Below are 21,446 nucleotides of genomic sequence, written 5' to 3' on the forward strand. Positions count from 1 at the left end.
ACTAGCAGCACATTCAACCCGAACAGGGGAAAGGAAGTTACGTGCTCGACGTCAACTTCTTCGATGAACTCCGCATCGGTCTCGCCACCGCGGACGACATCCGGCAGTGGTCCTTCGGCGAGGTCAAGAAGCCGGAGACCATCAACTACCGCACGCTCAAGCCCGAGAAGGACGGCCTCTTCTGCGAGAAGATCTTCGGCCCCACCCGGGACTGGGAGTGCTACTGCGGCAAGTACAAGCGCGTCCGCTTCAAGGGCATCATCTGTGAGCGCTGCGGCGTCGAGGTGACCCGTGCGAAGGTGCGTCGTGAGCGGATGGGCCACATCGAGCTCGCCGCCCCCGTCACCCACATCTGGTACTTCAAGGGTGTCCCGAGCCGGCTCGGCTACCTGCTGGACCTGGCGCCGAAGGATCTCGAGAAGATCATCTACTTCGCCGCGTACGTGATCGTCGGCGTCGACGACGAGCTGCGTCACAACGAGCTGTCCACGCTCGAGGCGGAGATGGAGGTCGAGAAGAAGACCGTCGCCGACCAGCGTGACGCCGACCTCGAAGCCCGCGCCCAGAAGCTCGAGGCCGACATCGCCGAGCTCGAGGCCGAGGGCGCCAAGTCCGACGTCCGCCGCAAGGTCAAGGACGGCGGCGAGCGCGAGATGCGTCAGCTCCGCGACCGCGCGCAGCGTGAACTGGACCGGCTCGACGAGATCTGGACCACGTTCACCAAGCTGGCGGTCAAGCAGCTCATCATCGACGAGAGCATCTACCGCGAGCTCGTCGACCGTTATGGCGAGTACTTCACGGGTGCGATGGGCGCGGAGTCCATCCAGATCCTGATGAAGAACTTCGACATCGACGCCGAGGCCGAGTCGCTGCGCGAGACCATCCGCAGCGGCAAGGGCCAGAAGAAGCTGCGTGCGCTCAAGCGCCTCAAGGTCGTCGCCGCGTTCCAGCAGTCGGGGAACTCGCCGATGGGCATGGTTCTCGACGCCGTTCCGGTGATCCCGCCGGAGCTTCGTCCGATGGTGCAGCTCGACGGTGGCCGTTTCGCGACGTCCGACCTCAACGACCTGTACCGCCGCGTCATCAACCGCAACAACCGCCTCAAGCGACTGATCGACCTCGGCGCGCCCGAGATCATCGTCAACAACGAGAAGCGGATGCTGCAGGAGTCGGTCGACGCCCTGTTCGACAACGGCCGTCGTGGACGTCCGGTCACCGGACCGGGCAACCGCCCGCTGAAGTCCCTGAGCGATCTGCTCAAGGGCAAGCAGGGTCGATTCCGTCAGAACCTCCTCGGTAAGCGCGTCGACTACTCGGGCCGTTCGGTCATCGTCGTCGGCCCGCAGCTGAAGCTGCACCAGTGCGGTCTGCCGAAGCTGATGGCACTCGAGCTGTTCAAGCCGTTCGTGATGAAGCGTCTGGTCGACCTGAACCATGCGCAGAACATCAAGTCCGCGAAGCGGATGGTCGAGCGTCAGCGTGCCCAGGTGTGGGACGTCCTCGAAGAGGTCATCGCCGAGCACCCGGTGCTGCTGAACCGTGCACCCACGCTGCACCGCCTCGGCATCCAGGCGTTCGAGCCGCAGCTCGTCGAGGGCAAGGCCATCCAGCTGCACCCGCTCGTGTGTGAGGCGTTCAACGCCGACTTCGACGGTGACCAGATGGCCGTGCACCTGCCGCTGTCGGCAGAGGCGCAGGCCGAGGCCCGCATCCTGATGCTGTCGTCGAACAACATCCTGTCGCCTGCATCGGGTCGTCCGCTGGCCATGCCGCGTCTGGACATGGTCACGGGTCTGTTCCACCTGACCCGTCTCGACGACGGTGCGGTCGGCGAGCTGGCCGCGGCCACCGCCGACGCTCCCGAGCAGGGTGTGTACTCGTCGCCTGCCGAGGCTCAGATGGCCGTCGATCGTGGCGCGCTGTCGGTGCAGTCGAAGATCAAGGTGCGGCTGATCACGCAGCGGCCGTCGGCCGAGCGCGAAGCCGAGCTGTTCGGCGACGAGGGCTGGAACTACGGTGACCCCTGGGTCGCGGAGACCACCCTCGGCCGGGTGCTGTTCAACGAGCTGCTCCCCGCGGACTACCCGTTCGTGAACGAGCAGATGCCGAAGAAGCGCCAGGCGACGATCATCAACGATCTCGCCGAGCGGTACCCGATGATCGTGGTCGCGCAGACCGTCGACAAGATGAAGGACGCGGGCTTCTACTGGGCCACGCGCTCCGGCGTCACCGTGTCGATCTCCGACGTCCTCGTGCCGCCGGAGAAGCCGCAGATCATGGAGAAGTACGAGGCGCAGGCCGACCAGATCGAGAAGAAGTACCAGCGCGGTGCTCTCAACCACGCGGAGCGCAACAGCGCTCTGGTGAAGATCTGGTCCGAGGCGACCGACGAGGTCGGCAAGGCCATGGAGGCGCACTTCCCGGACGAGAACCCGATCCCGATGATCGTGAAGTCGGGCGCGGCGGGCAACATGACCCAGGTCCGCTCGCTGGCAGGCATGAAGGGCCTGGTGACGAACCCGAAGGGTGAGTTCATCCCGCGCCCGATCAAGTCGTCCTTCAAGGAAGGCCTGACGGTTCTCGAGTACTTCATCAACACGCACGGTGCCCGTAAGGGTCTGGCGGACACGGCTCTCCGTACCGCCGACTCGGGTTACCTGACGCGTCGTCTGGTGGACGTCTCGCAGGACGTCATCGTCCGCGAGGTCGACTGTGGCACCGAGCGTGGCATCATCACCACGATCTCGGAGAAGCAGCCCGACGGCTCGGTCATCCGCGACGCGCACGTCGAGACCTCGACGTACGCCCGCACGCTGGCCTCCGACGCGGTCGACGAGAACGGCAACGTCATCGTCGAGCGTGGCCACGACCTGGGCGACCCGGCGCTGGACGCGCTGCTCGCTGCCGGCATCACCGAGGTGAAGGTGCGCTCCGTGCTCACCTGCACCACCGGTACCGGCGTGTGCGCGACCTGCTACGGCCGCTCGATGGCGACCGGCAAGCTCGTCGACATCGGCGAGGCCGTCGGTATCGTCGCCGCACAGTCGATCGGTGAGCCCGGTACCCAGCTGACGATGCGTACCTTCCACCAGGGTGGTGCGGCCGGCGCGGCCGACATCACCGGTGGTCTGCCGCGTGTCCAGGAGCTGTTCGAGGCCCGTGTCCCCAAGGGCAAGGCCCCGATCGCCGACGTCACCGGACGCGTGCAGCTCGAGGACGGCGACCGCTTCTACAAGATCACCATCGTCCCGGACGACGGCGGCGAAGAGGTCGTGTACGACAAGCTGTCGAAGCGTCAGCGTCTGCGCGTCTTCAAGCACGACGACGGCACCGAGCGCCTGCTGGCGGACGGTGACCACGTCGAGGTCGGCCAGCAGCTCATGGAGGGTGCTGCCGATCCGCACGAGGTGCTGCGTGTCATGGGCCCCCGTCAGGTGCAGATCCACCTCGTCAACGAGGTTCAGGAGGTGTACCGGAGCCAGGGTGTGTCGATCCACGACAAGCACATCGAGGTCATCGTGCGCCAGATGCTGCGTCGCGTCACGATCATTGATTCGGGTGCGACGGAGTTCCTGCCCGGTTCGCTGGTCGAGCGCGCCGAGTTCGAGAACAGCAACCGCCGCGTCGTCGCCGAGGGCTCCGAGCCCGCGTCGGGTCGCCCGGTGCTGATGGGTATCACGAAGGCGTCGCTCGCGACGGATTCGTGGCTGTCGGCGGCGTCGTTCCAGGAGACCACTCGCGTGCTGACCGATGCGGCGATCAACTGCCGCTCGGACAAGCTGATCGGTCTGAAGGAAAACGTCATCATCGGCAAGCTGATCCCGGCGGGTACCGGCATCAACCGGTACCGGAACATCCAGGTTCAGCCGACCGAGGAGGCGCGCGCCGCGGCGTACGCCGTGCCGTCCTACGACGACCAGTACTACAGCCCGGAAGGCTTCGGCCAGGGCACAGGTGCTGCGGTTCCGTTGGACGACTACGGATTCAGCACCGACTACCGGTAGTCGCCTCGCGTTCCATCCGAACGGCCCCGCACTCGTCTACGAGTGCGGGGCCGTTCGGCGTTCGCGTCAGGTGAGGCGCCGGTTGCGAACCGGGTACGTGTGGCGGGAGGATCGGCGCCTTGTCGCTCTCGCCCCGGCCCGGATGGCACGGGCCGCGGCCCGGTCGCGTTCGCGGGCGGTCCGCTGTTCCGCTGCTGCATAGAAGTTCAACGAGCCGTCCCCGATCAGGCCGAGGACGAGGACGACGGCCAGCAGGATCGTGGTGGCGACGAGGACAGTCATGCCGATCACCCTTCTTGTCGTTCAGACCGACATCGCGGCAGCCTGGCCGAGCGGCGCACCGGTGACGAGATACAGGGCGCCGTCGGTGGTGTCCAGCACGTACAGGGTTCCGGGGGTGTCAGGATCTGCCAGCACCTGCCGGGAGGAGCCGGCGGACGACGCGTCGGTGTCGAAGGTCCCGACCACGGTGAACCTCGTGGTGTCGACAACCGTGACGGTGCGGCCGTCGCTGCCGGTCACGTAGGCCGTGCGGCCGTCGGCTCCGAGTGCCACGTCACGCGCACCGGCCTGCGGGCGGAGCGCCGCGATCTCGGTGCCGTAGGAGGCGCTCGCCGGGTCGACGTCGATCACCGTGACGATGTCGTAGTCTCCGGTCACCCGCCAGGTGCGGCCGGTGGCATCGCCGATGAACCATCCGTTGGAGTAGCCGCCACTCGCGAGTTCCACCATGAGGACGCGCGAGGTGGCGTACAGGCGTTTCCCGTCCGCGCTGACAGCGACACTGCGTGTGGTGTCGGCGAATTCACTGCGAGTCTGGGTGAGGTCCCATTCCGGACCGACCGTGATGACGCTGTTCCGGGTCATGGTCGCGGTGTCGATCACGGTGACGCTCGCACCGCTCGTTCCGTAGAGGTGTCGACCGTCCGCGCTGACTTCGAGGTTCTCGAAGTAGCCGAGGCGCTGCGAGGACACGACGGTATTGGTGGCGGTGTCGACAACCGACACGGTTCCGTCCTCACCGCTGGTGTACAGACGCCTTCCGTCGGGGCTGGCAACCATCTCCCGACTCAGGCTGTAGCCCTGGAAGTCGGGGTCGACGGGCAGCTGCCAGAGCGTGTCGACGACGGTATCGGTCGTCGTGTCGATCACCGTGACGAATCCGGTCGCAGGGCTGCTCACGTACACCCGGTTGAGGGCCGGGGCAGCTGCGAGGGTCGTGGACGACCAGTCGACCGGGATGGGATTCCCGACGACGGCGCCTGCGGCGACGACTCGGACGACGTCGTCCTGGCTCACGACGTAGATCCGGTCCCCGACGAGCACCGCGTCGAGTGGACCGCCGCCCATCGCGACCGCGTCGATGTCGAGCGACGTCGCGGGTGGGGTCGGTGAGACGGTCACGGTGACAGCGAGGTTCGTCGCGGACTTGCCGTCGCCGACGGTGACGCCGAACTGGTCGTTGTCGGGACCAGGCGTCTGCAGGGCGAGTGCGCGTGCGGCAGGCGTCGGCGTGTAGACGAACGCCCCGACGCCGTCGGCTACGACGGAACCCGATGTCGCCCCACCGGAACTGAAGGTGACGGGATCGCCGTCGGGATCGGATGAGGTGAGGGTGATCCTCACAGCGCCGTCGGCTTCGCGTGGCGCCTCCGGCGTCCATGTCGCGGTCGGTGCCGAGTTCACGTGCGTCAGGGACAGTGCGCGGACGCTCGAGTCGGCAGCGTCGGTGATCAGCAGTCGCGATCCGTCGGAGCTGATCGCGACCGCGTGTGCACCGGCTTCGGCGGCCTCGTCGATGGCGACGGTGGAGACGATGCTGCGGGTTTCGGTGTCGATCACGGTGAGTCGATCCGAGTCCGTCACAACATAGAGGGCGCTGCCGTCGCGGCTGACGCGCACGGCGGTGGGCCGAGCTCCGACCGCGACGTTGCCGACGACGGTGTTGTTGGTGGTGTCGATGATCGAGACGGTGTTGCTTCCGCTGTTGGCCACGTACGCGCGGGTGCCGTCGCGGCTGACGGTGACCGCGGTCGGTGTGACACCGATTCCGTTGCGGATGGTGGTGACGACGGTGTTGTTGGTGGTGTTGACCACGGAGACGGAATTGCTCCCGCTGTTGGTGACGTAGGCACGGGTTCCCGCCTCGTTGACTGCGACCGCATTCGGTGTGGTGCCGATTCCGTTGCGGATGGTGGTGACGACGGTGTTGTTGGTGGTGTTGACGACGGTGACCGAATTGGTGCCGCTGTTGGTGACGTAGGCGCGGGTGCCGGCGGGGTTCACGGCGACGGCGCTTGGTGCGCTGCCGAGGCCGGTGCCGACGGTCGCGACGACCTGGTTCTTGGCGGTGTCGATGACGGAGACACTGTTGTTGCCGCTGTTGGTCACGTACACGCGGGTTCCGGTCGGGTTCGCCGCGACGCCCGTCGGCGTGGTCCCGACGTTCACCGTCGCGATCACGGTGTTCCCTGCATCGATCACGGACACCGTTTTGGCCGACTGGTTGGTCACGTACGCCTTGTCGCCGGCGAGGGCGACACCGGCGGGGTTGGACCCGACGGTGCTGGACTGGGTGACCTGCATACGCGCAGCCGACACCGGAACACGCACGGTCACCGGGGCGCCACCGGAGGCGGGCGTCGCCGTGAACGTGTCGTAGTCTCCGCTCGGGTCGAGTGCGGCCGACGCACGCGCAGCCTGCGTGGGTGTGTACGTGAATCCGCCGGTGGTGTCGACTGCAACCGTTCCGCGGCTGGCCTGGCCCGTGACGGTGTAGCTGCCGGGCGCCCCGACCGAACCGAGCACGCGGCCGGTGGCACGGTCGGGAACACCGACCGTCGGCCCGGATGCGGTGGCAGCTGAGGTGAGGAAACTGGACGTGTCGGTCGCCCGACTCGCTTCGCGTGCCGACAGCTGCTCGATCGGCTGGCTCGTGGTCACGGGAGCGACCGCGAGGCCACGTGCAGCCTCGACGGCCGGTGCCTTCTCCTGCCGCCGGCACCAGGCGGCGGCGAGGGCCCAGAACATCGGTGACTCGACCGTGGCGAGGGGGTCGGTCGACGCGATCTGACGTATTCCGACGGCGCCCAGAACATTCGACACGATCCTCGCTGCGACCTCGGTGGCCTCGGTCGGAAGCGTCGTGGCGAGCGTCGCCATCCCGATTCGGGGGGCCTCGGCGCGCGCCGCCTGCGCCCACTCCGTCAGTGGTGTGGCGGTCGGGGGCGCCCCGGAGGCCGTTGGAACCGCGGGGGCCGGAAAGGCGTGTCTCTTCGGCTCGGTCGTCGTCGTCTCGTGAGTCGCGACGTCGGTGCGCGGTGTCACCACGACGGACGGATCGGCGCCGGGTTCTCCGGGCACGGGGGAGTCGTGGTCGGGTTGTACGCGGATGTCGGCGCGGACGGCTGGGGGGCTGCCGGTACCGGTTCGGTCGTCGGCGGTCGGTGGCGAGTCGGCTGCGCCGTCGCCGGCATCGCGCGCGCCGGTGCCCGCGTCGGAATTGTCGGAGGGCGCGGCGTCCGTGCCGATCGTGGTCGCGGTCTGCGGATCGGTTGCGCCGTTGCCCGCGCCCGATCCGAGCTCGTCGGTTGTGGACGCCGTCGGGCCAGTGTCGTTCGGCGCGGCGTCGGCTGTCCTGCCGGGCGTGGCGTCGGTGGCGGAATCGGCGTCGTCCGTCTCCACGACCGCGTCCGTGTCCGTATCCCCGTCCGCGTCCGCGTCCGAGTCGTTCGTGCCCGAATCGGTGCTCGGGGTGCCGGCAGTGGTGTCGCCAGTGTCGTTCTCCGCGTCGGACGCGTCGGTGTCCCGACTGGCAGGGCCGTCCCGATCCCGGCCGCCCGACGTGTCCCGGTCGGCCGCATCCTCGCGCGACGAGTCGCTGTCGGACGATTCCACGCTGGACGAGACGGAATCGTCGTCGCCGGCTGTCGCCGATGCCATGCCTCCCGGCGTCACCGCGGCGAGCCCGATGCCCAGCACGACAGCCACTTCACCGATGGGGCCGTGATACCTGTCGCTGCACATGATCTGGTCCAATTCAGTCGTCGGCGAGTCGATCTCGGCGATTACGTCCGTCGTCCGGTTCCGGAGGTCCTCGACCTCGAAGTCGTCCACCGCCGAAGGTCGTGCTTCGACGGCTGTCCGAGAATCCGGGATCGTCTCGGATCCGGATCGACACGCTGATCGGTCGAGTTGCACGTCAGTGGAGATGTAACGCCGCTACCGGCCACGTTTCGCCGGTGCTCGACGGATGTCACGGGTATCTCGGTACTCGGATCGGTGGCGGCGCTACCTGAACGTTGCGCGAACCGCCAGACACGTGCGATCCGTGACCAGGTCCGCTTGTTCCTGCAGCCCGGGTACGACCGGCCAGGACCCCGACCAGGTGCGGAACCGACATCGATGGCCCGGTAGGCGTGCGGGCTGCGCGAACCGACGCCGAGATGGCTGCCACGACACGGTCGGGGGCCGTAAAATCAAGGTTTGTGCTGGAGTGGCCCTTGGTCGGCCGCTCGGAGGAGTTGGCGTTCATCGACTCCGCGTTGCGGCGGCGTGATGCGGCCAGAGGAGTGGTGCTGGCCGGTGGTTCGGGGGTGGGGAAGACCCGGCTGGCGCGTGAAGCAGTTGCGTTGGAGAGACGGCACGGTGCACGCGCGTGGTGGGTGACCGCTACCGAATGCGCGCGGGCGGTGCCGCTGGGCGCCTTCGCGGACTTGCCACTGGAGCCGGGCGATCCGCGAGAGACGGTGCACAGAGCGGTCGACCGGATCGTGGAGGGGAACGACCACGTCGTGGTTGTGGTCGACGACGCACATCTTCTCGACGACATGTCCGCTCTCGTGGTGAACCAGCTGGTGGTGCAGCGGCGGGCGACCGTGGTGGCGACCGTGCGAACCGGCGAACCGGCACCGGATGCGATGGCGGTGACCTGGAAGGACGAGCATCTCCGACGACTGGAAATCCAGCCGCTGTCCGAGTGCGAGACCCAGGCGCTGGTGGAGGTCGCGCTCGGTGGTCCTGCCGAGCGGGCGACGGTTCGGCGATTGTGGCGACTGAGCAGAGGGAACGTGCTGTTTCTGCGGCAGCTCGTCGCGTCCAGCACATTCCGGCGTGACGGTGACGTGTGGCAGCTGGCAGGCGGGGTCGAGGTGCCGGCGATGCTCGCGGACATGGTTGATGCCCGGCTCGGGGCCCTTCCGGGCGATGTTTGCGCGGTGGTAGAACTCCTGGCGCTGAGCGAGCCGCTGCCGGTCGACCTGCTCGACTCGGCGACCGGCCGCGGTTCGGTCGAGCGGGCCGAGGACGCCGGGGTCGTGGCAGTCGAGCCGAGTTCGGGACGATTGGACGCGCGACTGGCGCATCCGCTGTTCGGGGAGGTCCGTCGATCCGGCATGGGTCTGCTGCATGCGCGCCGGTTGCGGGGTGAGATAGCCACAGCGCTGGCTAACCGCGATTCCCGACAGCCCTCCGATGTATCGGTGCGCCGCGCGGTGCTGCTACTCGATTCCGACCTCCCGGCGGATCCGGAGCTGTTCGTCGACGTCGGTGAGCGCGCGCTCGCGCTGGCGGACTTTCGGCTCGCCGACCGGCTCGGACGTGCAGCGGTGGCGGCTGGCGGTGGATTCCGCGCGCAAGCGGTCGTGGCCTATGCGGCGATGTGGTCGGGGCAACCCGACATCGCCGATGTCCAGCTCGGCGCGCTCGCCGAGCTGGCCGCCGACGAGGACCAGTTCGTCAAGGCCACTCTGACACGTGCGACGAATCTGGCTATCCTGATCGGCCGTCCCGATCAGGCCCGGGACGTGCTCGGCGATGGCGTCGATCGGGTCACGGACCCCATCCTGCGCAACACACTGCGTGCGCTCGGCGCGATGATCGACTCCGCGACCGATCGCCTCGATGCCGCACACGCGGTCGCAGTCGAAGTGCTCGGCGCGCGGGACTCGGCAGACGAGGCCGTCCTGTTCGCCTCGTGTGCCCAGGTCCTGTGGGCCGCTACCACCGGTTGTGGTGAGCTGACCGGCTACGCGGCGAGGGGCATGGCTGCCTGCGACGCAGTCCCCGAGTTCGGCAACTTCCGGGTTCCCCTGATCACGCAGTACGTCAGTGGCCTGATCTGGGCGGGCCACCTCGACCTGGCCGGCGCGACTGCTGCCGACTTCTGCCGCTCGGTCGGAGAATCCCCGCTGGCCGGCGGAACCTATCTCCGAGGAATCACCGAACTCGCCCGAGGTCGGCTCGACGCCGCGCGAACACTGTTGCACGAGGCACGTGCGGGAATGGCACCGATGGGACGAGCCAGTGGTTTGGCGTACGGGATCTCGACCGCGCTGACACAGTGCACAGCCGCCCTCGGTGACCTCGACAGTGCACGCGAAACCCAGGCGTTCATGCGGCGAAGTGGAACTCCGGGCTCCAGCTTCGACAGACCATTGGAGCGTCTCGCCGACGCGTGGGTGGCCGCGGCCGAGGGAAGCATCAGCACGGCGGTCACTCTCGCGCACGAGGCGGCGGTGATGGCGGGGAAACGAGGCCAGCACATGCACACCGTCCTCGCGCTGCACGCCGCGGCACGATTTGGTGATCGGACCGTGGCCGCCGAGCTCGGCGATCTGGCGACCCGCGTGGACGGGCCGCGCGCGGCGGTCGCAGCGGCACACGCCGCGGCGCTGGCCGCCGACGACGCGCAGGCCCTGGCCGCCGCTGCCGCGGAGTTCGAACGCATCGGTGACCTGCTCTGTGCCGCCGACGCAATGGCGCAGGCAGCCGATTCGTACCTTCGCGACGGCCGTCGAGTCCCTGCCTACGCAGCGACGACTCGTGCGCTGCGGATCGCCGACGACTGCGGCGGAGCACACAGCCCGGCGCTGTCGGTGGTCGCGAGCCCGCTACCGCTGTCGACTCGAGAACGGGAGATCGTCACGTTGGCTGCGGAGGGTTTGACGAACCGGGAGATCGCCGAGCGACTCACCGTTTCCCAACGAACCATCGAAGGCCACATTTACCGCGCAAGCACAAAGCTCGGCGTCAACAGCCGCCGTGAGTTCGCCACGGTTCTCGGGCTCGACGTCGAAGGCCATCCCACCGTCACCATTTCGGCTGGGCGCAATCAGCGCGCCGCCCGGTAGCGGTGGCGGGCCGCTGCCCGGCAGTGATGACTTGCCCACGACCGCCGCGTCGAGTCGGGCGGAACTATCCTGGTGGCGAACCGGACATTCATGATTCCGGAACCGAGTTCGGGAGGCGGACATGGCGGGTATCGACCGGACCAAGGCGCAGGCGGCGTTGGAGACGGTGAAGGAGAGCCCGGGGATCGTGGCGATCACCGCCGCGCCGCTGGTGATCGGGTTCGGTGTGTTGTGGTGGGCGCTCGGGTTCTGGGGTGCCCTTCTCGGCGTTCTGGTGATCGCCGCAGGCATCGTGGGTGTGCGCAAGCTGCTCGGCTGACGAGCGTGCCCGGGTCGGACAGATGGCCGACCCGGGGTCTGCGTGCGGTGGATCAGTGGAACCAGGCGAGGTCCGGGTTGTACTGAGCGTTGTGCCCGGTGAATCGGCTGACGAGCTTGATGCGATTGAGGTTGACGGTGAGTCGCTCGGCCATGTGCATGATCCAGGCGGGGGTACGGCGAACCGGGACCTCCCAGCAGCCGATGTAGTCGGTGACCTCTTTGCTGAAACTCAGTTTGAACTGGCCGACTCCGTAGAGTGGGTGTTTCGGGTCGTCGATGTACTGCGACGACGGGGTCCCGTACATGTCGTAGCTGGTGCACCCGGTCTCGCGAGCCCAGCGCATCATCTCCCATTGCACCGCGTGCCCGACTCCGTGCGCCCCGAGCCCGTTGCCCTCGGAACTGCCCGCGTCCTTCCGAACGGAGGCGCCGGTCAGGTACAGCGAGGTCGTGCCTGTGCGCATGGCGTAGCCGGCGGCGACCAGCACACCGTCGTAGTGCGCGAAGAACAGCTGCCCGTTGCCTGCCGCCTGAAGCTGCTGGTAGGTCGCCGTGGCCGCAGCGGGACTGGGGATAGCGAACCGTGAGTCGGATGTCGCCTTGAGCAACTCGTACTTGAGTCGGCAGTTCTCGTCGGTGGCCTCGACCCGGGTGACGACGACTCCGTCGCGTGCGGCCCGCTTGATCCACCGGCGCGACCGGGTGCTGAACCGCCGGAGCACGTCCTCTTCCGAGCCGCTGATGTCGACGACGATGGTGTGGTCGTTCGTCCACGAGATCGTCCGCCAGTATCCGCGTGCGCGCAGCCGCGCCTGGTCGGCCTCGACCTCGGCGAGCAGTGGGTCGACGTGAATGCTGATGATGCCGTTCGCGGCGGCGAGGGGGATCAGTGCGTCGATGACGCGGAGCAGGTCGTCGACGTCGGTGACGCCCGGTCCGGGGATCTGCCAGAACGTGCCGATCCGGGGCACCCGGACTCGCACTGCCGTGACGGCGAGGTCGCCGACGAACAGGTACTCCGGCTCGTGGCCCTGCAGTCGCAACGACTCGGCAAATGCGTGGCAGCGGAAGACCGAACCGCCGTCCGGATTGCGGGCGAGGTGTTCGTCCCAGTTGTCTATTTCGTGCGGTTCGGCCACCCTGGCGGTGGCCGGCGAGCGCGAAATTGTTGCTTTGCCTGGCTTATTATCCCCCGTTGTCACCGGCATGTCCCCTCCGTTGCGTCATGGCTGTCGTCGCGCAACTCCTAGGACCGGAGTCGCGAGGCGGACGAATTGTATTCCGCATCACGATGCATCGGCGACGGTTCCGCAAATGTTTCGCAACTCCAGGCGCACCCTGCTGGGGAATGGGGGTGGGGCTCGGGCGGTGTTCATGCTCGATCGTTCAAGTGATTCACATCACAATGATGCTCGTGGGTGTCGGTGATCTCATGCACAGTTCCCGCTAACGTGTCATAGGTCACGCAGGTATCCTTGCGAGAACAGGTTCTAGTTTAGAGGAGACCGACAGTGGCGTTCGTCATCACACAGCCCTGTTGCAACGACGCCAGTTGCACCGAGGTGTGCCCGGTGGACTGCATCCATCCGACACCGGACGAGCGGGCGTTCCAGCGAACAGAGATGCTCTACATCGACGCGGAGACCTGCATCGACTGCGGACTCTGCGTCGACGCGTGCCCCGTGAACGCGATCTTCCGCGACGACGACCTTCCGGACGGAATGGAACGCTACGCGTCGATCAACGCCGACTACTTCGCCGCGGGCGATCACGAGGCGGTCGCACCCGGACCGTCTCTCAAGTTCCCGAAGACGGACCACGATCCGTTCCGGGTCGCGATCATCGGGTCCGGTCCGTCGGGGTTCTACGCGGCCCGTGAACTGCTGGCGTTCAAGCGTTCCGGTATCGAGGTCGACATGTTCGACCGACTGCCGACGCCGTGGGGTCTGGTCCGCGCGGGCGTCGCCCCCGACCATCCGGAAACCAAGTCGGTCACCGACATGTTCGCCGAGGTGTTCCGACGGCCCGGCTTCCGCCTGCACCTCAACGTGGAGGTCGGAAAGCACATCACGCATGCCGAACTGCTCGAACATCACCACGCCGTGATCTACGCGGTCGGGGCTCCGAGCGACCGCCGACTCGGCATCCCGGGCGAGGATCTCGACGGCAGCCTCGCCGCCACGGAGTTCGTGGCCTGGTACAACGGGCACCCCGACTACGCGGGCCGCACCTTCGACCTGTCCGGTCGCCGCGCGGTCATCGTCGGCAACGGCAACGTCGCCCTCGACGTGGCCCGACTGCTGGTCGTCGACCCCGACCGCCTCGCGGAGACCGACATGGCGCAGCACGCCGTCGACGCCCTCCGCGGCAGTGCCGTCGACGAGGTCGTCCTCCTCGGCAGGCGCGGACCGGCGCAGGCGGCGTTCACCAATCCCGAACTGCTCGCGCTCGGCTACCTTCCCGGCGTCGACATCGTGGTTGACCCGGCCGAACTCGAACTCGACGCGGCCAGTGCCGCCGAGGTGGAATCCGATCCGGCCAAGAAGCTCAAGCTGGAGATCCTCCGCGAGTACGCGGGCCGTCCCCTCGCCGGTCACCCGAAGCGCATCGTGTTGCGATTCCTCGCGTCCCCCGTCGAGATCCAGGGTGACGACCGCGTCACGGGTGTCCTCGTCGCACGCAACGAGATGGTCGCGGACGAGTCGGGAGCGATGCGTGCACGCAGCACCGACCAGACCGAACTCCTCGAAGCCGGTCTGGTCCTGCGGTCCGTCGGCTATCGCGGTGTCCCGATTCCCGACCTGCCGTTCGACGACGAGCGTGGCACCATCTCGAACGTCGGTGGGCGCGTCACCGAGACGGGTACCGACGTCCCCGTGCCCGGCACCTACACCGCGGGCTGGATCAAGCGCGGGCCGTCCGGCGTGATCGGAACGAACCGGCTGTGTGCGCACAACACGATCGCGCTCATCCTCGAGGATCTCGTCGCCGAGCGTCTCAACGCGCCGAAGGGCGACCGGGAGGCCCTGGTGTCGTTGCTGGCCGAGCGTCAGCCGGACGAGGTCGACTGGGCAGGCTGGAAGCTGATCGACGCCCGTGAGAAGGAACTCGGCAAGGCCGGCGGCCGTCCGCGCGTCAAGCTGCTCGACATCGGCGAGATGGTCACGATCTCGAAGGGCTGACGCCGAACGACACCCGAACAGCGGCTCAGAGCCGGGCCATCCGAGCGGTGGCCCGGCTCTCCCCGTTGACAACGAACCACATTGTCGACGACTCGTCGTCGTCGCGTCGTCGCAGTGCCAGGTGCTCGCCCGCGGTGATCGGCGCGCGGTACTCGATCACCAGTCGATGCGGAGCCGCGAGCAGGTCCGGGCGGGCTGTCACGTGTTCCTCGACGGCATGCAGGTAGGCGGCGTTGTTGACGTGACCGAGCGGATCGAGGTCGGTGGATCGCAGCGGGAAAGCGGCGTCGGGGAGGCCGTCTGCTGCGGGGGCGGCCTGGTCAAGCCACGCCTTCCATTTCAGCCGGCTCTCGTCGGTGGTCGTCGCGAGCAGCTCAAGGGTGCTGTCGCTGATGCGCGTCGGCATCCCCGTGTCCGAGTTGAGGTTGATCCAGAATCCCTCGGTCTCGATACGAGCACCCTTGTCGCTGGTCAACTGCACGCGCATGTTCGACCACCGGGTGGAGTAGGCCGAGTACCACCGGCTCAGGTGCAGGCGGTCGGGGAACGCTGCGGGAGTGTGCACGTCGATCACCGTGCGACGCAGGATCCACACCGGGTCGGTGGCGCCGAAGCCTGCGGCGTCGGCGTTGTCCGAGGCGATGTCCTGCAGGTATCTCGCGATGCCGTCGAAACGCAACCGGTTGTCGGGCGCCACGTCCCCGGTGCGTAGCGGCCGGGACGTCCGGAACGGTGTCGCGCTCGTGGGTGCGGCGGTCAGTGGTTGCTCGAACGGCACGTCGGCGTCCTCTCGGAGGTGGATGACGCCTCAGTATCGCCGAGTCGGTCCGGACGTCACCGAGGTATGTGGAAGGCGGTCAGTGCCGCGCCCGCCGAGTGGATGGACGACCAGCCGCCCACGATGGTCAGTGTCGCGAGGGCCGACGTCGGGAACTTGTCGGAGATCCGGTCCGCATACCGGGACCGCGGGTCCAGGGCTGTCGCGGCGCCGGGGATGCCGGGATCGTGGCCGATGACGAGGAGGGTCGTGACGTCGGGCTTCGTGCCCGCGATCTCGTGGAGTACCTGCGCGGGGGTCGCTCCGTAGAGGAGGTCGCTGAACTCGGCGGGAGCGTCGATCCCTGTTGCGTCGAGGGTCAGCCGGGTTCGAGTCGAGGTCGAGCACAGCACGGCGTCGACGGGTGGCTGGGTGGCGCGGATCCAGTCGCCTGCGAGCGCGGCTTCCCGGAGTCCGCGGCGAGCGAGGGGTCGCTCGTGGTCCGGCACGTCGTCCGGGTACGCGGATTTGCCGTGCCGCATGAGGATCAGGACCCGCGATGCCTCTGCCATGAGGCGAGGCTATCCGCTCCGGGGAACGGGCGGGTGTACGCAGATATTCGGTTGTCCGACGCGATGGCGTCGTGATCGGATCGGTGGGTCCGACGGTTCGGAGGGTGACGCCCCTCACAATGATCGCGTTTGGGCAATAGTTGCGTCATCGTTAGTATTTGCCGGGTGACCACGACCCCCGATCAGCTCTTCCGGGCGTTGGACGAATTCGTCACCCGGCTCATGGGGATAGGCGAGGGGGAGGCAATGGATCGCTTGATCGCGCTCGACCTCTCCTTCTCTCAGGTCAGGACGCTGTTCGTCCTGGCCCAGTGCGGCCAGCCCGTCCCGATCAACGAGATCGCCGACCGACTGCACCTCTCGGTCGCCGCGGCGGGACGCAATGTCGATCAGTTGCTCCATCAGGGGCTGCTCGATCGGCGAGAGGATTCGGCGGACCGCCGGATCAAGCGCGTCTCGTTGTCGGACGCGGGACGTACCGTCGTCGCCAGCCACATCGAGGCCAAGCGTGACGAGGTTCGCGCCTTCACCGGCCGGCTCCCGGAGCCGACCCGGACCCAACTGTTCGAATCGCTGCAAGCAGTGCTCGCGGGTGACGCCCTGCGAGTCCAGAGACACAACTGTCAGGAGACCGCATGACGACGCCGACCCCTCCGGGAGCCCCGCCGGCCTCGGACAAGATCGACGCCGCAGTCCTCAAGATCGCCAGCGTGGTGGTGCTCGGCGCCATCATGTCGATCCTCGACGTCACCGTCGTGTCGGTCGCGCTGCCGACCTTCATGCAGGAGTTCGACGCCACCTACGCCACCGTCGCGTGGACGATGACCGCGTACACGCTCGCGCTGGCCGCCGTCATTCCCGCGACGGGCTGGGCCGCCGACCGATTCGGCACCAAACGCCTCTACATGACGGCGCTGGTGCTGTTCGTCGCCGGCTCGGTGCTGTGTTCGATGGCGTGGAACATCGAGTCGCTGATCGCGTTCCGCGTGATCCAGGGTCTCGGTGGCGGCATGCTGATGCCGCTCGGCATGACCATCATGACCAGGGCCGCGGGACCGCACCGCGTCGGTCGTGTCATGGCCGTGTTGGGCATCCCGATGCTGCTCGGCCCGATCTCCGGCCCGATCCTCGGTGGCTGGCTCCTCGAATCGGCCAGCTGGCACTGGATCTTCCTCATCAACCTGCCGATCGGCATCATCGCTCTGATCGCCGCGTTCGTGCTGTTGCCCGCGGACGAGCCGAAGCCGGCCGAGTCGTTCGACTTCATCGGAATGCTGCTGCTCTCGCCCGGTCTGGCGCTGTTCCTGTTCGGTGTCTCCTCGATCTCCGAGGGCGGCGGCGGAATCACCACCAAGGTGGCCGTGTCCTGCAGCATCGGCGCCGCTCTCGTGGCGGCGTTCGTGTACCACGCATTGCGCCGCGCCGATCACCCGCTGATCGATCTTCGCCTGTTCCAGAACCGCAACCTGACCATCGCCGTGCTCACCTCGACGCTGTTCGCGGTCGCATTCATGGGCGCGGGCCTGTTGTTCCCGAGCTACTTCCTCCAGGTTCGCGGTGAGACGACCCTCGCCGCGGGGCTGCTGCTGGCACCGCAGGGCATCGGCGCGATGGTCACCATGCCGATCGCCGGTAACCTCGTGGACCGCCTCGGTCCGGGCAAGATCGTCATGACCGGTGTGACGTTGATGGCGCTGGGAATGGGCGTGTTCACCCAGCTCGGGGCCGACACCCCGTATCCGCTGCTGCTCAGTGCGCTGTTCGTGATGGGCCTGGGCATGGGTTGCACGATGATGCCGATCATGACGGCCGCGATGGCGACGCTCACCGATCAGACGATCGCCCGTGGATCGACGCTGATGAACATCGTCCAGCAGGTCGCGGGATCGATCGGTACCGCGACGATGTCGGTGGTGCTCACCAACCAGATGAAGGCCAGCCCGGAGGCAGGCGCCGTGATGGCCACCCAGCACAACCCGGAGCTCGCGGCTCAGCTGCCGCCCAGTGTGATCGAGCAGGGTATGTCGGCGATGGCGGACGCGTTCGGCAACACCTTCCTGGTGGCGCTGGTGCTGTTGCTGCTCACCTTCATCCCGGCATTCTTCCTGCCCCGCAAGCCCGCGGTCGCGCCCGCGGACGGCGAAGCGGCGCCGATGATGATGCACTGACCACTCGGTCGGACAACGAACGATGGGCCCACCTCCTCGGAGGTGGGCCCATCGTCGTTCTGCCGGTTTGTTGCGCCGACGTCGGGCGTGGCACCGCCACCGTGTCGGACCCCGGCGTTAACGTCGAACCCAACGGAACCGATGTGGGTAGCAACACACGGAAGAAGGCGCGTCATGGCCACCGAATCCACGCCGAGAACGTCCGAAACCTCACCCTCGCTCACCCGCGGAGCCGATCCGGTCCGTTCCGGCGTCGATGAGGCGGCCGACTCCGGTCCCGGGACAAGCGACACCGACTGGACCTTCTACGCCGTCGTGGGCACCTCCGTCCAGGGCGGACACACCCTCGCCCGATTCGGCCCGGAGCCGACCGCGCTCGCCGCATTGAAGGTCGCGGTCCAGGCGGTCAATCACACGGCGTACTCGATGCTCGAGCAGGGTTACCACGGTGATCCGTGTGCGGAGTCTCCGCTGCTGGAGCGGCTTCCGATCACCGATTTCAACATCGAGCGCCGTCGACCCGGCAGTGCCGAATCGGACACGACGTGGGGGTTGACCGGCGGTCGTCATCAGCGAGGGGTCAGCCGCCGACGCGTCGCGTGACGGTGGCAGGCAGGCGCCCTGGTCAGGATCGACGGCGTCCGAATGTGAAGTAGGCGATCGGGCCGACGAAGTTCACGAACGACGCGGCGGCCCACACCGGCTTGGAGCCGCGGATCTCGTCCGCGTCGCGACCACGCAGGTCGAGGAGTGCGGCGACCGTCAGGGCCAGCTGCACGACCGAGAGGAGCGCGAGGGGGACGCGGAGCCGGGGATCGATCTGCTTCTGCTTCATGCGGACCAGTATCCGTGCTCGGTGGGGTCATGTCGGGGTTCCATTACGAGAACGTGTTCTATATTGGCGGAAGTAGCCGCCGAAAATGCTTGGAGTTCACGACATGTACGAGTGGTCCGACACCGACCTGATGTTCCGCGACGCACTGCGTGGCTTCATCGCCAAAGAGATCACGCCCCACGTCGACCAGTTGGAGAGCGGCGAGCTGCCGCCGTTCGACATCATCCGGAAGATGTACAGCACCTTCGGGATCGCCGACATGGCGACCGAGGGACTCGAGAAGGAGATCGCCCGCGACGAGGCGCGCGAGCGGGGCGAGGACGTTCCGGCATCCGGCAAGTCGGGTGCAGCGGTCGCCGGCGGCATGCAGGCGATCCTCAACTGTGAACTCGCCGGTGTGAGCCTCGGACTGGTCGCGTCGCTCGGTGTGAGCCTCGGGCTCGCCGTCGGCACCATTCGGAGCCGGGGCACCCTCGCGCAGAAGAAGCGCTGGCTGCCCGAGCTCGTGACGATGGAGAAGGTCGGTGCGTGGGCGATCACCGAGCCCGACTCCGGGTCCGATGCGTTCGGCGGCATGAAGTCGTACGTTCGCCGCGACGGGGAGGACTACATCCTCAACGGGCAGAAGACGTTCATCACCAACGGCCCGTACGCCGATGTCGTCATCGTGTACGCCAAGCTCGACGAGGGTGACGCGTCCGTCGACCGCCGCGACCGCAAGGTGCTCGGTTTCGTCCTCGACAAGGGGATGGAAGGGTTCACGCAGGGCGCACCGTTCAAGAAGATGGGCATGAACTCGTCGCCGACGGGTGAACTGTTCTTCGACAACGTGCGGATCACGAAGGACCGGTTGCTCGGCGAGACGGAGAACCCGGCGAAGGGCGACGGCAAGGAAAGCGCGAAAGAGTCGTTCGCCGCCGAGCGCATCGGCATCGCCTACCTGTCGCTCGGCATCATCAACGAGTGCCTGCGCCTGTCCGTCGACTACGCGAAGAACCGGAAGCTGTGGGGCAAGGAGATCGCCCAGTTCCAGCTCATCCAGCTCAAACTGGCCGAGATGGAGATCGCGCGGATCAACGTCCAGAACATGGTCTTCAACTCGCTGGAGCGTTCCGCGGCTGGCAAGCCCGTGTCGCTGGCGGAGGCGTCGGCGATGAAGCTGTACTCGTCGCGGGCGGCGACCGAGGTCGCGATGGAGGCCGTGCAGCTGTTCGGCGGCAACGGCTACATGCGGGAGTACAAGGTCGAGCAGCTCGCGCGTGACGCGAAGTCGCTGATGATCTACGCAGGCAGCAACGAGATCCAGGTGACGCACATCGCCAAGGGCCTGCTTGCCTGATTCCCTCCAAGAGGAGGGGAACCCGGCCCGGTGGGACCGGGCGCGGGTTCCCCTCACCCGAGGCGGTAGAAGCGCCAGAAACCGAAGTCCTCGATCGGGAGGATCTCGAATCGGGTGAAGCCGGCCTGCGTTGCGTAGCGTTGGAGGGTTCGTGGGCGCATCACGGTGCCGGTGCCGGCGGTCGGCTGGTGACTCATGCCGTCGGGAAGGCAGATGAAGAGGCTGAAGCCGTACATCAGGCGCTCGGTCTCGTTGCCGGGCGCAGTGAATTCGTGTGCGACGGCCTCGTCCATGACAACGACGGTGCCGCCCGGACGGAGCGACCGCCGGGCCGCGGCGAGCACGTCGACCGGGTCGGGCATGTCGTGTACGCATTCGAACGCGAACACGACGTCGAACTCCGCTTCCGGTAGCAGCGCGGCGGTTCCGGCGTGGAAGGTGACGCGATCGGCGACGTCCGCGCCCGTGTTGGCGACTGCCATCGCGATGGACGGTTCGTCGATGTCGTAACCGTCGACGCGGGCGTCCGGCCAGGCGCGGGCGAGTGCGAGGGACGACCACCCGGCGCCGCATCCGACGTCGGCGATCCGGGCACCTGGCCTACGCAGGGTCGCGTCGAGGTCCGGTACGGAGGCCAGCGCACCCGGCAGTTCCCGCTCGTACCACGGCCGATTCATGTCGGCCTGCGATTCGCGGGCGTCCGCCCCGAACTGGGCCCAGCTCACCCCGCCGCCGGAGCGGTACGCGTCGAGGAGTGCGGGCAACTGCCCGGCAGCGCCCGCGAACATCCGGGCCAACGGTGCGAGGTACGAGAGGTTGGACGTGTCGGTCAGGACCTCCGCTGCCGCCGGGGGAAGCGAGAACCGTGGCGCCTGCGGGTCGCTCGCGTCGATGTCGAGCAGTCCGGTCACCGCCTGCTGCTCGAGCCATTCGCGTGCGTACCGGGGATGGGTGTCGGTGCGGGCGGCGAGGTCGTCGGCGGACAGTGGGCCGTCCTCGGCGAGGCACCGATACCACCCGAGCCGGTCACCGACGTGGATCGTGAGCAGGTCGACGGCACCGAGGCTCGCCTCGAGTATCCGCTGGGCCAGTGCATCGACGGGACTGATGGCGGACACGACGGTCCTCCTTTGATCAG

General features: G+C 67.5%; 15 protein-coding genes. 8 read left to right on the forward strand and 7 right to left on the reverse strand.

Annotated features, from left to right (window positions below; genetic code table 11):
* Window positions 1–41 precede the first annotated feature (41 nt).
* Complete coding sequence (locus RHCRD62_RS16170) at window positions 42–4,004, forward strand: DNA-directed RNA polymerase subunit beta' (protein ID WP_050065701.1); 3,963 nt, start codon at window positions 42–44, stop codon at window positions 4,002–4,004.
* Window positions 4,005–4,070: 66 nt separating this feature from the next.
* Here RHCRD62_RS16170 and RHCRD62_RS16175 read toward each other — a convergent pair whose 3' ends face one another.
* Together RHCRD62_RS16175 and RHCRD62_RS16180 are read right to left on the reverse strand one after the other, a co-directional pair.
* Window positions 4,071–4,286, reverse strand: coding sequence for a hypothetical protein (locus tag RHCRD62_RS16175; protein ID WP_157050949.1), 216 nt, complete (start codon window positions 4,284–4,286; stop codon window positions 4,071–4,073).
* A gap of 21 nt (window positions 4,287–4,307) precedes the next feature.
* The gene (locus tag RHCRD62_RS16180) at window positions 4,308–8,120 is read right to left on the reverse strand and encodes a hypothetical protein (protein WP_253277337.1); all 3,813 of its coding nucleotides are present in this window, start codon (window positions 8,118–8,120) and stop codon (window positions 4,308–4,310) included.
* Window positions 8,121–8,491: 371 nt separating this feature from the next.
* Here RHCRD62_RS16180 and RHCRD62_RS26625 point away from each other — a divergent pair, with 371 nt between their 5' ends.
* Together RHCRD62_RS26625 and RHCRD62_RS16190 are read left to right on the forward strand one after the other, a co-directional pair.
* Complete coding sequence (locus RHCRD62_RS26625; protein ID WP_172671074.1) at window positions 8,492–11,134, forward strand: helix-turn-helix transcriptional regulator; 2,643 nt, start codon at window positions 8,492–8,494, stop codon at window positions 11,132–11,134.
* 121 nt (window positions 11,135–11,255) lie between these two features.
* A complete protein-coding gene (locus tag RHCRD62_RS16190) occupies window positions 11,256–11,453 on the forward strand; it encodes a hypothetical protein (protein ID WP_050065704.1) in 198 nt (65 codons plus the stop codon).
* Window positions 11,454–11,505: 52 nt separating this feature from the next.
* Here the strand turns inward: RHCRD62_RS16190 and RHCRD62_RS16195 are convergent, their stop codons facing one another.
* A complete protein-coding gene (locus RHCRD62_RS16195; RefSeq protein ID WP_253277338.1) occupies window positions 11,506–12,594 on the reverse strand; it encodes a lipid II:glycine glycyltransferase FemX in 1,089 nt (362 codons plus the stop codon).
* 372 nt (window positions 12,595–12,966) lie between these two features.
* Between RHCRD62_RS16195 and RHCRD62_RS16200 the strand changes: the two genes are divergently transcribed.
* Window positions 12,967–14,637, forward strand: a complete 1,671-nt coding sequence (locus RHCRD62_RS16200) for a 4Fe-4S binding protein (RefSeq protein ID WP_050065705.1) — start codon at window positions 12,967–12,969, stop codon at window positions 14,635–14,637.
* A gap of 25 nt (window positions 14,638–14,662) precedes the next feature.
* On the opposite strand, the gene RHCRD62_RS16205 is transcribed toward RHCRD62_RS16200, so the two are convergent.
* Window positions 14,663–15,415: an acyl-[acyl-carrier-protein] thioesterase gene (locus tag RHCRD62_RS16205; protein ID WP_050065706.1), complete on the reverse strand. Its 753-nt coding sequence runs from the start codon at window positions 15,413–15,415 to the stop codon at window positions 14,663–14,665.
* 56 nt (window positions 15,416–15,471) lie between these two features.
* Window positions 15,472–15,966 (reverse strand): SixA phosphatase family protein, encoded by a 495-nt coding sequence (locus tag RHCRD62_RS16210; protein WP_050065707.1) that lies wholly within the window; start codon window positions 15,964–15,966, stop codon window positions 15,472–15,474.
* Window positions 15,967–16,188: 222 nt separating this feature from the next.
* Here RHCRD62_RS16210 and RHCRD62_RS16215 point away from each other — a divergent pair, with 222 nt between their 5' ends.
* The 3 genes from RHCRD62_RS16215 to RHCRD62_RS16225 all read left to right on the forward strand — a co-directional run bounded on the left by RHCRD62_RS16215 (window position 16,189) and on the right by RHCRD62_RS16225 (window position 18,737).
* Window positions 16,189–16,605, forward strand: coding sequence for a MarR family winged helix-turn-helix transcriptional regulator (locus tag RHCRD62_RS16215; RefSeq protein ID WP_050065876.1), 417 nt, complete (start codon window positions 16,189–16,191; stop codon window positions 16,603–16,605).
* A complete protein-coding gene (locus RHCRD62_RS16220; RefSeq protein WP_050065708.1) occupies window positions 16,602–18,134 on the forward strand; it encodes a DHA2 family efflux MFS transporter permease subunit in 1,533 nt (510 codons plus the stop codon). Before RHCRD62_RS16215 ends, RHCRD62_RS16220 begins: the two co-directional genes overlap by 4 nt.
* A gap of 174 nt (window positions 18,135–18,308) precedes the next feature.
* Window positions 18,309–18,737 carry a hypothetical protein gene (locus RHCRD62_RS16225; protein WP_253277339.1) on the forward strand — a complete coding sequence of 143 codons (429 nt, stop codon included), beginning with the start codon at window positions 18,309–18,311 and terminating at the stop codon, window positions 18,735–18,737.
* A 22-nt stretch (window positions 18,738–18,759) separates the two neighbouring features.
* On the opposite strand, the gene RHCRD62_RS16230 is transcribed toward RHCRD62_RS16225, so the two are convergent.
* Window positions 18,760–18,969 (reverse strand): PLD nuclease N-terminal domain-containing protein, encoded by a 210-nt coding sequence (locus RHCRD62_RS16230; RefSeq protein WP_171018682.1) that lies wholly within the window; start codon window positions 18,967–18,969, stop codon window positions 18,760–18,762.
* Window positions 18,970–19,072: 103 nt separating this feature from the next.
* Between RHCRD62_RS16230 and RHCRD62_RS16235 the strand changes: the two genes are divergently transcribed.
* Complete coding sequence (locus tag RHCRD62_RS16235; RefSeq protein ID WP_050065710.1) at window positions 19,073–20,308, forward strand: acyl-CoA dehydrogenase family protein; 1,236 nt, start codon at window positions 19,073–19,075, stop codon at window positions 20,306–20,308.
* 53 nt (window positions 20,309–20,361) lie between these two features.
* Here RHCRD62_RS16235 and RHCRD62_RS16240 read toward each other — a convergent pair whose 3' ends face one another.
* Window positions 20,362–21,426 carry a class I SAM-dependent methyltransferase gene (locus RHCRD62_RS16240; RefSeq protein ID WP_050065711.1) on the reverse strand — a complete coding sequence of 355 codons (1,065 nt, stop codon included), beginning with the start codon at window positions 21,424–21,426 and terminating at the stop codon, window positions 20,362–20,364.
* Window positions 21,427–21,446: the final 20 nt, after the last annotated feature.

The sequence above is a fragment of the Rhodococcus sp. RD6.2 genome, from assembly GCF_001040705.1.
Taxonomy (GTDB): domain Bacteria; phylum Actinomycetota; class Actinomycetes; order Mycobacteriales; family Mycobacteriaceae; genus Rhodococcus_G.